Source organism: Methanolobus sp. (assembly GCF_016278365.1).
Taxonomy (GTDB): Archaea; Halobacteriota; Methanosarcinia; order Methanosarcinales; family Methanosarcinaceae; genus Methanolobus.
Window position 1 is genome coordinate 57,828 of record NZ_JADQBZ010000003.1, and the last position, 13,537, is coordinate 71,364.

Here is a 13,537-nt window from a genome sequence, read left to right on the forward strand (position 1 = left end):
ATTATGAACTAAGATGCACATGTATAAGTATTTTTTGAAATAGTCGAGAAGAAGTTCTCCACCAAAACTTTTAGCGCCCCCTTCCCATAATTCAGCTTCTTGACTTGCTTTATCTTATCTTTTGTTCTTTTTAGTACTCCTGTCCATAATCCCCATTCTCTTGCGTCCTTAGGTTCCAGAGAAAGCGCCGATTCATGAAAAGTCTTGAAATCAATATATGTTTCAACTTTATTGCTCTCTAATTCCTGCATTTCAACCTTATTGGCTTCCTTGCCAATGTACACGCATCCTTTAGGTTTCAGGTGTCTCCTTTGCAGTATTCCAGTATTTCCTTCAAATTTGGCTTCAGGATGATTTATGTATTCAAGGAATACGTCACTTAATGGTTTCCAGTACTCTCTTCCAGAAAGTATGTTTCTTATAATGTAGTCTATGACCTCTTTCTCAACTGCTACCTGTAGATTTTTGTTGAAAGGAGCAATTGGTTTAATCTACTCTTCATATTTGTCATATTTATAAAAGCAAAGTTTTATGTTTTAATTTATATTAACAAGCAAGTATTTAATTTCATTTACCATCTAATATTCATTGGTAAAAATGAATTTTTGACTTACATTCCTATAAAATAAAATTCTATTGAAAATAAATTTATTCTGAATAAGCATTCCCTCTATATAAGTGTTCTCTTAATTTTTCAGAAAAACTTATATAATATTACTACGTTGCAGAGCCTCTGCAATACGATTATTGAAGGGATACAGATATATAGATTAAATTCCATGTATAGTTGTACACAAAAATAATGTGTACATAAGATAAATTATTTCAAAATCCCCAGAATTCAAGAAATCAAATAATTTGTAAAAATTATGATTATGGACATTAGTTGAAAACATAGACACTTGATAAAATGAAGAAATTAAGCATGGGTTAATTTCCATACTAATTCTTTGCAAAAATAAGGGGATTTGAAATGGATTTATTATGATGAAAGTAGAAAATAGAAAATAGAATTGGTGAAAAGATGAATAATTGTAAAAAAGGAATAAATCGCATACGAATAGTGGATTGTATTTCAGAAGAAAATGTCGGCCCCATTGCAATGAAAGAGTTTCTGACAGAAGCTTACTACGTTACTGATGCAATGCCGAAAGTTCTTAGTCCAGAAATAATCGATAAACTAGAAAATGATGTATATTCCAGTGATGAAATTGAAGCATTGTACTGGTTGGCTACAAAGAGATACGATGCCCTACTAGGATTATAATAGGTATTGTAGAAGGTCACAATCAATATTGATTGATGGCCTTTTTCAATATATTTAAAACTTAATCATCTCTCCTTTTTCGGTAACTCCCTTTCCAACTATCACAATTCCATCCTCTTTCATCTCCCAGATAGAAAACTGACTCCCATATATCTGATCAGGATTCATTTGCTTTACATGCTGCCTTTCAAATTCTTTATTGCTCTTCGATAAAAACTCTACTGAATTGCTAGAATACCATTTAACTCCTTTTACCTTCACCGGTACTACATATCCCCATTCCTGAAAGAAATATACATCAAGATACATTCTGTTACTCAAATAGTATAATGCTACCTTTTTGCGGTGAATAGCAAGTTGTGATTTTTGATCTTCTCGCACTAGTTTAGATGGATTTACAGGTTCTGCTTTCTGTTTATTATTGAAAGATTGAGTTTTTTGATTTCGCAATTGCTGCTTCAATCGATTATTTTCTAGGACAACCTCATTATATTTAATTCTCAAGGTATCATTTTCAGACATTGTTTCGACATAATACTTGTCGTTGACAATAAGATCTTCTTTCTTTTCTTCCATAATATCAATGAGGTGAGTAATCATTCCAACGTCTGAATAGTGAGTACCTAGATTGTCATTGACATACTCAATCAATACTTCAGGAGACATCTTCATTCTTTCCTCGGCCAGTTTTTGGAGAAATTCCGGTTGCTGTTCTATCAATCGTAGCATCTTGTGATGTAGTCCTTCCTCTTTTAATCTCAATCTTCTCTGAGGGTCATCCAAGAATTTCTGGCCACTAGAAGTGAGTGCATATGTCCTTTTCCTTTGAAATGGATTTGATGATTTTTTTGCATCTCCAGCAAATTTCAAGAATCCCCGCCTCTTAATCATATTGAGGCCACTCCGGAAGGAGTTATAATTGCCTTTATATTCGATGTGGTTGAAAATATCTCTGCAGGTCACATGACCATCTGCAATAGCAGAACATATCAGGTACTTCAGTTCACCACTCCCATAGTTTTTCATTTAATCACTCCAAAAGTTTCTACTAATGTCCACTATTAATTGTGGACACTATATAAATTTAATTATAAACAAGATTTGAAAAACAGAATGCTATTGATAGATGTTTCCAGAAAAGGCAAAGTAAAATGTTACTTAATTTCAATGAAATATGTGAAACAGCATTCAGCAATCTAGTTAATAGACTCCTAAGATTCGACAAACTAAAATTAAATTTGTCGTTTATTAAATAGTTAAAGCAGATAAATGGATATCAAATATATTATACCTTTAAATATATTGATATATTTTCTATAGAAAAGTAATTTTTTCAATGCCTTGGAGAGAAAAATGAAGATCAGAGTTATAAGTGCAAGAGAAGAGATAAATTCTCTTGGATCAGACGAGCAGATAATACATCTTGCATTCAGGCCATCAAATACAGACGTTCTAACTCTTGTATTGAAATGCCCTAACGCTAAAGCTCTCCATGTCCCACATTCCTATATGAAATCCATTTCGAAATCAACTCAAATGTTCCTTGAAATGAAAGGGATTGCTCTCCTTGAAGGCGATGTATGGGGTCATAGGAAGGACATTAATGAGTATTCAGAGGTCTCACAGAGCGTTTATGATCGTATTGATCAATACCGGACAGAAGGACTTTCAGATGATGAAATTGAAGTAAAGTTGAGCAGAGAAACGAAATGGGGTGCCGATTTTATAAGATTTATATTGAAAAGAAGTAGCTAATGAGGAGTTTCCTAACTCTTCTATTATCTTCTTAAGGGTGTCCAGTATTTATTCCTACAATAACAACCCCATTCATTTTGTCCCCTCCGTCACCATTAGTGCCGTAGGCACATTCACCAGACAATAAGAACTACCAAAACCTCACTCTATAATTCTAAATTAATTGAGTTCCAACGCTTTTTTCAAAATCCATTACATGTTATAGAGTAGTTAAAAATATTATGGAATACAATACCCATAGGCTTTGGATAAAAAGAAAGGTGTCCAAAAACAGAACCCAAGATTAATACCAGTATAAATTGTAACCAAATTTACTACTAAATTGTATTAACTAGGTTGCGTTTCTTTTAAGCATCATACGTACTTAAGTTTTTTATAAAAAGTGGTGGTTTGACATTGGGTATGTATGCAAATGATAAAGATAAAGCAATTTAACTCATCATGGAACAAGGATATTCATCATTGAGAAGCTGTAGCAGATGACTGGCAGTATATACTCTTGAGATGGCTCTGGTAAATCTCTATAATTCATTTGAGAGGTTTTTACAGATTATTAAGGTGAATGTCTAGCTGAAGGGAATTAAGGCTTACAGGAGAATTATAGGTAATTTACAAGTACTCAATCTTCTCCGTATGAAAAGAGAATGAAGAAGATCTAAATAGATATTCATGCTACAATGGATACTTGTTCCTACTTTTAAAGCAAATCATATTATTCTATAAGCAATAACAAACATTCATTCTCATGATCCTCCATCTCCAAGTGCCGAAGGCACAACTTCACCTGACAATAAGAATCAGGAAAACCTATTTTTATGGTTAGAGTTGTGCCATAGTAGATTTAATTCAAATGCCAATTCGTGTCTGGGAATTTTAGGTTGATTAAGCACATAGATGAATCATGGCAAGTTCTGCAAAACTCTCATTGTACATTTAAAATGTAGTACTCGTAATATATAATCCTTTCTAAAAATTTTCAGAAAAACTTTTATAGTACCACTACTATGGCAAAGCCTATAGATGTCGATTTTAAGGGAAAGTTATTTAAATTATTAATGAATCTAGTATAATGTGCAAAAAATAGAAATGCATAAAAAAGAACTTGTTTCACAGTTTAATAATTAGGGTAAATCTGAAAATTAATTAAGAATAATGATTTAATTAAATAATTATTGACTTCTGTAATGAAAAACTGTGTCTTGAAATAAGTTCTGCACTTTAAATATAAAAAGAGGTATAAGATGAAACAAAACTCAAGTGTGGAAGAACATATAAATGATGCAAGATGCCCAGATTCAACAGTAATGAAATTAGATAATCAAGAAGAGCATTCATGCATATATGCAATGATGGATTATTTGGTAGAAACTTACTATAATAGTGATGCGATGAAGAAGGTACTCAGCGGAGAAATAATTGTTAAATTGGAGTGTGGCATGTATTCTGCTGAGGAGATAAAAATAATGTATGAGTGGGCAACTAGAAAATATGATGCCCTATTAGCTTTGTAAGGCAGGGTAAAAGTCATAAAATCACTATAGATTATGACCTTTGAATTTTTTTAGCAGCTGTGAAGGAATATGATTTCATTCAGTCAACAAACCTGAAATTAATTATTCATTTAGTGCACGTTCAATTAATTTCCCGACATAGCCCTTATCATCCTGGAAAAATATGTTATGAGATTCAAAAGTGCTTATATTGGAAGCTCCAAATATAGGTTTAACATCTCTATAAGGTGTCCATGAAACTATAAAAGAGCATAAAGATATCTCTCTATCATCAGATTTATCTTTAAGTCTTTTTGTTAACAAAGTGCTTAACTCCTTAATATTTTTATGCAGCATAACTTTTTCGTCACTAAAGCCTTTTGTCATTCCCATTTTAGTTAATCCCTTCGGGTCTACAAAGATGATATGCTGTTTACTGTCTTTTTTAATCCAAATGACAAAATCTGGATAATAATTCAATGTTTCAACAAAAAAACCTATTCCTTTTTTAGGTTGATTCCTAAGCACAAATATTTTTACACCTTTTAATGCATCAGGACATGATTCAACATATGATCGAAGGTCTTGAATGAATTGTTTTTCTCCAGAGTTCAATCCGGTTGGTTGTAGAGAGTATTTTGTCGACTTTTCTAATTTCTTCGTGAGTAGTGGTTGATAGAAATGCCTATCAAAATAAACATTATTTACTAAAGAATCTGTTTCGCCAATTAAGAGCTCTTCAATATTGATAGATTGAATCCTGTCAATTAAATCGGTTTCTACTTCATTAATTATGACTTTAAATTCTTTAAACTCAAAGTTTCCGTGACTATCTTGTAACTCAGCAACATCAAGGTTATTCTTAGTCCACTTGCTTCGATTGCGATTATAGTATTTCAGTATATACTTTTTCAAAATAGAAATTGTGATCTCTTCTATTTGCCAGAGATCCTCGTACTTCTTTGGTTCAACGTAATAATCGGGGCATTTAAGAGAGTACACATTTTTCCCCTTTTCCATGATTTCCTTTAACACACCTTTTGAGAAGACTAAGTTACTCCAACCTTTTTCCATTTTGAAATCAAGTATTTCAAAATAAATACGTGACCAATCTAAAATGTTAAGATATTCTCCCTCAATTACACGAGTCCTGTTTCCGGTAGTTGCAGATATGCCACCATCATTTTGACTTTCAATAACTTCTATTTTTGGACTAAAATCTACTTCAACAGGATTAATCTGCTCATCATAACATAACTCAAAGAGCAATTCATCTTTGAATCTCTTTTTCTCAACATCTGGAACAAACAGTTTTTCGTTCAAAAAACTCTCATTTATCTTAATTTTGATTGGATGCTCGATGTAGTTTTCTGTTTTCATTCCTTCAGCTTCTAGATAATCCTTGAAATAATCCATATAATTAGCTTCAATACCAAATATGTTAAGAGTTTCAAGCAAAGGTAAGTCTGCAGGTGGGTAATCATCTATTGATCTACTTCTTTTAAGGGTGTGGTCTTTTCCCTTCAAACGTACTCCTCGTCCAAAGAGCTGAATTATTTGTGTGCCTTCACTCTTTCCGATGTTGAGTAGTCCCATATTGGAAACTCTCCATGAGTTCCAACCTTCAATAAACTTCTTGGCTCCAATTAGAAGATAAATTTTAGATTTTCTTTCATTAATCTGGTCAAAAATAGAACTACCAACTTCGTCTTTTTCTGTTAAGATGTCAGTTTCACTTTCAACAAGCTTCAGAAAACTTGTGTCATCCCCAATATTAATTAAACCGAAATAGTCCCCAGAACCGCAACGTAATGCAATTTCACCACTTGCATTCTTTATATTGACCAGATAAAGCGGAGCTGAATTGGCATTATGGAAAATATCTTTCAGAATATTTGCATATAATTCATCTGCTTTAGTGTATATCTTCCTAAGATATTCTAAGCGCCTTTCTGGATAACTTGGTGAAAACAAATCTCGGTCATTTTTGTCTATCAATCCTGAGTTTCCATCTAGAATCCTAGATATAATTTCAATTGCCCACTTTCCTTCATTTTTAAGGTAGAGATTAACAAATTTAACGACTTCAAGAATATCTGATTGATTTTTAGCACCTTGGACTTTACTTCCAACAAAAATCCAAAGTGGATTCTCAATATTATATTCTTGTACACCTTGAGGATGTCTATCAAAGACAAGTTTCTGCTCGTATAAAGTAAGAAGGTTAGCAATCATCAATGTAAGCTTCGTGGGTTGAGAAATTTTAGTATCCTTTAAGTTGAATATCCTATAATCCTTTCCAAAACCATCATTATAGAAGTATCGATATGAATAGTCGAAAATAATAGATTTCCCATATTTTAACCGTAGTTCATTAGAATCTTTGCCATTTGATGCTGCTACTGCCTGGCCAAAAGTTGCACTATATTCAATTGCAAAACCTTCCTTGGCAAGTTCTTCTCTAAAGTACTTCCACTTTTTCCCACCTGATCCCTTATGCCCCTCATCAACGAATACTAGATTCTTGCTCCCAAAATTTTCAACATCTACTGTTACTCCCTGTCCTGTCTTTTCCTCTGTCAACTTATGGATGTCTATTACTTTGACAACATTTCGATCTGAATAAGGAGCAAAGTAACCATTATTTTGTAGCTGGAATATTTCACATGGTATACTGCTCTTGTTCATTTCCTCTATATGTTGATCGGATAAGGATTCATTAGGTGTTACTAAAAGGACATTATCAAGTTCTATTCTATTTGGCCCTTTGTTATACTTGATAAATTGGAGATAGTTTATATGTAGAAGCAATGTCTTTCCTGAGCCTGTAGCCATCCAGAAGGCTATTTTTGAAAGATCATCTTTTGTGAAGAGAAAATCGTAATCATCCATCTGTTGTATGACAAATTCATTTATTTCGTTCATCAAGCCAATTTGATTGGAAAAATATTTGTCAAAATAAATATCCGTGAAAAGTACAGCAAGATATTGGAAATACTTTAGTCTAATTGGCATTGGATGCCCATGATTAATGTGATTTACGTAAGACTTGATGTTTGAGTCATAAATTTCCATTTTGGATTTTAGAATCGGATTAATGGCGCTAAGTGAAATAAGGGTATGAAACATCCAGCTTCGCCCTTCTTCATCATAACCCTCATCCACATCGCTTAATTTGTCCTTAAATTTATCAAAGTCTTCCATCCCAAAAAGGCTATTGATATATCTATTTAACATCAGATATTTTTCAAGACGCTCATGCTTTTTATTATTAGATTTCTTTGGAGCAGGCAAGTTCATGCCCCCATCAATCTCTTGAATTCGGGTTCAATAGGACATGCGTCTTTTACATAGAAATCAGAATTGATATAAGTTTTTGAAGGCTTGAACTCTTTGAGTAGTGTTTCCTCAATAAACTCTTTATCTACTTTGAGATCTATACCTTCACTATCTCTCCAGATGATAGCAATTTTTTCACTATTTTTTGTTCCAATTACTACCTTATAATACACATCATTGTTTGTGAATATACGAACCTTCATGACGTGAAGACCTAGGAGATAATTGAAAGTTTCAACTAAATCCACATTCTTTTCCTTGATTTCTTGTCTTTCAGTTATTTTCAAAGTATAACTGAAAGGTTTGGTGATTTTTTCGACATTCAACCTGCAGGGACTATCCATTGTTTCAAAGTCAAGCATGTAGCGAAGGAAATAGCCATCCATATCAAGCAGTGTTCGTTGAACCGAACCAGATTGGGCAAATTCTATATTGTTGAGTGTATCTTCGTATTGTTCAAGTGATTGATATTTGAACATATGACTTATACCATCTTTTGACTGTGGCCTCCCATCTTTCCAACTATCAGAAAACATCACTTTTTGAATACGAGGTTTCATGATTGTATCGAAATATTCTCCCATTTCTATGAGAATATACTTGCGGTTACCACCATCATTCTTGTTTAGATTAAGAACTGCATGAGCTGTAGTACCAGAACCTGCAAAAAAATCAAGAATAAGTGAATTCGAATTTGCACCGATAGAAATTATTCTATTAAGAAGCCTTACCACCTTTGGTGTCCCAAATACTTCTTCACCAGCATAAAGCATTGACTTTAATTCTTGCTTTCCCTCCTGGTTATGTCCAACTTCATTATATGTCCATATCGTGACGGGTGTAATCCCATTTTTAACTTCTGAGAGAAATCGTTTTAACCTTGGAACATTCTTGCCTTCACTTCCAAACCAAATCCTATTATCCTGTACTAATTCCATCATTTTTTGTTTTGTTGTGAACCAGCATCTGCTTTCAGGAGGTTCAATTACTCTACCTGAAGGGGAAGTTATCGGATAATTATATTCCACACTATATGTTTTTACAGTTAGATTATCTGACATCCAAGGACCACGTGGATCATTGTCAGGATTTTGATATCTATTATTTTGCTCCTCAGTTCTTTCTAACTGATTCGGGCGCCATATATTTTTATTTTTAGAGAAACATACTATGAAGTCGTGATTATCTGAAAACCATTTTGCATCATTTTGTGGTGCATACTTTTTTTGCCATATTATATTTGCTACAAAGTTAGTATACCCAAATATTGCTTCCTGAAGCATTCTTGTACTAGCTTGTTCTCCTTCGTCAATACTAGTATATATTGAACTGTCCTCAGACATTAACTGTTTAGCAATGTCTAGTCTATCGTGCATCATTGATAGCCAACTAGAATGCTGATAATTGTCCTTATACAAAAAGTCGTCATTTCCTGTATTATATGGTGGGTCAATATAAATACATTTTATCTGTGCAGCATAGGTATTTAGTAACAAGTTTAGAGCCTGCCAGTTTTCACTCTTAATCAATGTACCGCTTATTACTTCATCAATATCCTCAAAAGTTGCGAGAAGACGGTCTTTGAAAGATTGATCAAAAAATTTGGTGTCAAGCACAAGGTACGGATTTTCTTTGAGGTCTATATTCTGGAGTTCAAAATCATGAAGTTTACTTTGAGTATTTGTTTCTGTATAGTAAAGTCTTTTCCATTCTTCTAGTTGCTCTCTATTTTTCAAAATCTCAGGATAGAGTGAGTCTGAAACCTTGTCTATTGTCAAGCAATATTCACATGTCAAAACAAATTTTTTTTTCTCAAAAAGCTTCTTCTGAAATTGTTCTATTTGAGCAAGAAAATCGATAACTTTCAAACAAACGGCCTTAATCACTTTTATCTGAGTGATGTATTGTTCTACGCTTATTTCACTTTCTGTTCCAAGATTATCTATATTCAATATTTCGTTTTTAATGTAGAAATCTAATTCCTTCTTAAGGAAACCTTGCAAGTCTTTGTGGATAAAGTAATCTGTAGTGTTCCTCTTTGTGTACCTAAGAAGATGCTTCATCAAAATAGTCTTGTCGTTGACTATTTTACTAAGAATTGTTTTTAGTCCAAGTTCTTCAATATTTGACAAAACATTAGAATGAATAGTATTAAGGATAGTATCCTGAGTGTTTTTCGTTCCATATTTTGCCTCTTCACCCTTATTCATACTTCTATATTCAAAGAAAACGGTCATACTCTTAATATCACAATTATAACTTGGGTTGTTTTCCGATGATGTAGAAAGAACAAAATAACGTTTGTCTGCTTTGTTACTATTTATTGAACTTTCAGCATCAATTAACTGGAAATTAATAGTATAGTTTCCTTCCTCGAATGTATAATTCCTGAAGTATTCCCCTGTTTTAATGTAGTATTGATCCCTATTAGCCCAGTGAAAGAAAATTTCTTCCCCATTGTATGGAATTGCATATTTCTCGTTTTGTGAGTGTCTCCTAAGAGATAGGAAGTCACCATTATCATAATAACGGGAGAAAAAGTGATAGATATGAGAATAAATATCCGTTTTATGCTGACTGGATAACTCCGCTTTTTTTGCAGCGAATCTTATTTCATTATATTTTAATGCGAACTCTTGTGCTAGGGGTATTTGTGCATAAAGTGGTAAAATCTTCCCATTACCATCAACAATCATTGAACCAAAGTTTTTCTTTATTTCAGATTCAATACCTGAAAGTTGTTCGTTCAGATGCTCTTGATCGGATTCTTCATACCTTGAAAATTCAGAAGTGACAGCAGAAATTAGATCATCATTGATGAACTTCTCTATCTCATCTCTTTTTTTATTCATTATGCGGTATATTCCAAAGTCAAGATCTGCTGAGTCAAACTGGAATAATGTTCTTAGCAAGCTTCTAAGTTTTAGTTCGTAATTTTCAGGCATGCTTTCTCACTTTTTATATCTGCAAATATCAACATAGTTGCATGTTCCACAAAATTCTCCAGGACAAGGAGTAAAGTCTCTGTTCATAATCCTTTCGATGTAATTTTCAGCAGCATTTGTTGTGGTTTTAAGAGTTGAGTCATCAACATTTACTGATTCTGTGATTGCATTTTCGAGATAGGAAATTGAACCTTTTGCAACAGGTTCACCAATCATTTTAAGTCCTGCGGTATAGAGCTGTACCTGCATTGCAGCTTCTTCTTTACTTATGACTGAATCGGAAGTTTTGTAGTCTCTTATCTCGATATTATCGTTGTCATGAAGGATCACATCTACTTTCCCCATTATGGTTGCCCTATGAAGTGGGAATTCAATCCTGCTTTCGACCTCTTTTATGCGCATCATGTCATCAACGTGTTTCTGGACAAAAGCAACTAGTTTTTGTTTCGCATTTTTCTTTGCATTCTCAAACACTTTTGGCCCTGCAAAAGGGAGATAAAAGTTTTCTTCTACCGATGTAGCGACTGCACTTACCGGACTGTATCCTTCATCTCTAATGAGTTCAGATGCATGCCTCAGGCAGTAATGAAGAGCATTACCATAACCAATCATTTCTTTAAGACCAGGTTGATATCCCCATACTTGGTTAAAGCGATATAGGTATGGACATTTTCCATATGTGAGGATTTCTCCTGCTGCAAATGTTTGAATATCTTCTATATCATAAGCGTGTGGAACCTTACAAATTGGCAATTTATCCTTTTCAATAATCTTTTTCATTTTAGATTGATCAAGTTCATGATTAATGAACGAACTTACTCCAACATTTGAATTCAATTGATTGAAATGACTTACGATAAGCATGTCTTTTGCTCTTGTAAGTGCTACATAGAAGAGCTTACGTTCACCATCAATATCTCCTTCATATTTTTCAGAATTAAACAGAGTCCTTGGAATATCCCAGTTTCGTAATCTTCCTGTCATCATTGATGGGAAACGCTTTTCCACCATCGCTGGTATGAAGACGACAGGCCACTCCAAACCTTTTGCTTGATGTACTGTCATCATTTGAACTGCATTAATACCCTGAATTTCATCACCGGGTTGTTCTTCATACGATTTTGTAGCATGACTGTGCATGTACCAAAACAGTCCTTTTATATCACGATTCCAATTTTTTTTCCTTCCACCATACTTATTGGCAGATTCATAATCTGTCAGAAGAGTGCTGAATCTACCTAGATTTGCCATTATTACAGCATGGTTTGGATTATCAGGATTCAATTCTAGATATTCAAGTATGGTAAGCAATTCATAGTATAACTGGGTGAAATCATGGAATTGATCAGTCAGTACCTTTTCTTTCCACTTTGCCAACTTCTCATTTATATCAGGTTGAAGAGATACATCAGGAACACCTATTTTCCAGTCTTCTACAGCTGAAGTAAGTAAATCATCGCCTTCTATACATTCTTTGCTCCATCTGTTATCTTTCCAGAAACCATTATCATAGAGCCAAACAAAAAGTTTTCCAATAGCTTTTATTTCAGGCCTTCTGAATAGACCGACCTTTCCACCTACCATTAGAGGTATTCCTCTTTCTCTAAAAATATCAATGAACACAGGTCCAGATGTGTTTACACTCCTACAAAGTATGCCAATATCACTATAAACACATGATTTGTCTTTTACATGGGCTTTGATTTGATCAGCAATCCACTCTGCTTCCCTTACATTATTTTCAAACTCCCCTAAAAAGACTTCTCCTTCTTCTGTTCTTGTAGGAGTTAAATGTGCATACTTTTTATCAAAATTATTCGAAAATTGGTTAGATAATCCAATGATTGATTTAGCACTTCTTCGATTTTCAATGATAGGAATTGTTTCGGTATCAGAGTAGTGCTTAACAAAATCTTCAAAGCATCCTTCATCTGAACCTCTCCACTGATATATCGTTTGTCTGGGATCTCCTACGATGAATATCTTAGAATCATTCCCAATCAATTGAATTAATTTTTCTTGAGCACGATTAATATCCTGATATTCATCTACAATTAGATATTTTACATGCTCAAGTACATCTGGATTTTCATTCAAATTCTCAATAGCAAGAGATATCATCCGATTGAATGTGAGTCTTCTATGAGAATCAAGAAGGTTCTCGTATTCTTCCATTGATTTTAGGAAATCTGGAGCATGCTTTTTTATAAGTGATTTTGGAATTAGTTCTCCGTAAACAACACTCAAAGTTTCTAAAAACCTCTCACAGTTTGAAGAATAACTACCTTTTCCAAGGCCAATATCCCAACCAAATCTCACAATAAAAGCCATTTCTTGATTTTCATCAAGAGCTCCATAATCACCATATCCAAAGTGATCTTCTAATATTTGATTACAGTAGCCATGAATAGTTCCAATGAACAGTTCACCAAGTCTTGAACATATTTTCTCTTCACCTAGCTGCTTAATTCTATCATAAACACGACTCTTCATGCTCTGGGCAGCTTTTTCAGTAAATGTGAAAGCGACAATTGAAGATGGGGCAACGTTTTCACATAAAAGAAGATAAACAATTTTTCTAGTAAGAGTTTCTGTCTTTCCTGCACCTGCACCTGCAATAATACGAACATGATTCTTAGTAGAAAGAACCGCATCTCTTTGGCTAGGAGATAAAGGTTTAGGTTCATTTAGTATTTTTTGCAATAATGTCATTTTTCTCACTGCCCATATTATCAATTAAT

Annotated in this window: 8 protein-coding genes; 3 read left to right on the forward strand and 5 right to left on the reverse strand. The window is 33.6% G+C overall.

Annotation, left to right across the window (positions count from 1 at the left end; genetic code table 11):
* Positions 1-8: 8 nt before the first annotated feature.
* Positions 9-251, reverse strand: a complete 243-nt coding sequence (locus tag QZZ22_RS02415; RefSeq protein WP_292462329.1) for a hypothetical protein — start codon at positions 249-251, stop codon at positions 9-11.
* A 773-nt stretch (positions 252-1,024) separates the two neighbouring features.
* On the opposite strand from QZZ22_RS02415, the gene QZZ22_RS02420 reads away from it, so the two are divergent.
* Positions 1,025-1,267 carry a hypothetical protein gene (locus QZZ22_RS02420; RefSeq protein WP_292462331.1) on the forward strand — a complete coding sequence of 81 codons (243 nt, stop codon included), beginning with the start codon at positions 1,025-1,027 and terminating at the stop codon, positions 1,265-1,267.
* A 54-nt stretch (positions 1,268-1,321) separates the two neighbouring features.
* Here the strand turns inward: QZZ22_RS02420 and QZZ22_RS02425 are convergent, their stop codons facing one another.
* A complete protein-coding gene (locus QZZ22_RS02425) occupies positions 1,322-2,293 on the reverse strand; it encodes a hypothetical protein (protein WP_292462333.1) in 972 nt (323 codons plus the stop codon).
* A gap of 327 nt (positions 2,294-2,620) precedes the next feature.
* On the opposite strand from QZZ22_RS02425, the gene QZZ22_RS02430 reads away from it, so the two are divergent.
* Positions 2,621-3,022 carry a DUF1699 family protein gene (locus tag QZZ22_RS02430; RefSeq protein WP_292462335.1) on the forward strand — a complete coding sequence of 134 codons (402 nt, stop codon included), beginning with the start codon at positions 2,621-2,623 and terminating at the stop codon, positions 3,020-3,022.
* A 1,241-nt stretch (positions 3,023-4,263) separates the two neighbouring features.
* The gene (locus QZZ22_RS02435) at positions 4,264-4,533 is read left to right on the forward strand and encodes a hypothetical protein (RefSeq protein ID WP_292462337.1); all 270 of its coding nucleotides are present in this window, start codon (positions 4,264-4,266) and stop codon (positions 4,531-4,533) included.
* A gap of 102 nt (positions 4,534-4,635) precedes the next feature.
* Here the strand turns inward: QZZ22_RS02435 and QZZ22_RS02440 are convergent, their stop codons facing one another.
* From QZZ22_RS02440 to QZZ22_RS02450, 3 genes are read right to left on the reverse strand one after another with little or no spacing between them, the layout of a single operon-like run.
* On the reverse strand, positions 4,636-7,806 hold the full coding sequence (locus tag QZZ22_RS02440; RefSeq protein WP_292462339.1) for a DEAD/DEAH box helicase family protein: 3,171 nt from the start codon (positions 7,804-7,806) through the stop codon (positions 4,636-4,638).
* A 2-nt stretch (positions 7,807-7,808) separates the two neighbouring features.
* Positions 7,809-10,796, reverse strand: a complete 2,988-nt coding sequence (locus QZZ22_RS02445; protein ID WP_292462341.1) for a site-specific DNA-methyltransferase — start codon at positions 10,794-10,796, stop codon at positions 7,809-7,811.
* A 6-nt stretch (positions 10,797-10,802) separates the two neighbouring features.
* On the reverse strand, positions 10,803-13,532 hold the full coding sequence (locus QZZ22_RS02450; protein ID WP_292462343.1) for an ATP-dependent DNA helicase: 2,730 nt from the start codon (positions 13,530-13,532) through the stop codon (positions 10,803-10,805).
* Positions 13,533-13,537: the final 5 nt, after the last annotated feature.

What these genes read in the sequence shown, in the direction of transcription:
- QZZ22_RS02415 (WP_292462329.1), bottom strand. Translation starts at nt 251, where the DNA reads ATGCAGGAATTAGAGAGCAATAAAGTTGAAACATATATTGATTTCAAG.
- QZZ22_RS02420 (WP_292462331.1), top strand. Translation starts at nt 1,025, where the DNA reads ATGAATAATTGTAAAAAAGGAATAAATCGCATACGAATAGTGGATTGT.
- QZZ22_RS02425 (WP_292462333.1), bottom strand. Translation starts at nt 2,293, where the DNA reads ATGAAAAACTATGGGAGTGGTGAACTGAAGTACCTGATATGTTCTGCT.
- QZZ22_RS02430 (WP_292462335.1), top strand. Translation starts at nt 2,621, where the DNA reads ATGAAGATCAGAGTTATAAGTGCAAGAGAAGAGATAAATTCTCTTGGA.
- QZZ22_RS02435 (WP_292462337.1), top strand. Translation starts at nt 4,264, where the DNA reads ATGAAACAAAACTCAAGTGTGGAAGAACATATAAATGATGCAAGATGC.
- QZZ22_RS02445 (WP_292462341.1), bottom strand. Translation starts at nt 10,796, where the DNA reads ATGCCTGAAAATTACGAACTAAAACTTAGAAGCTTGCTAAGAACATTA.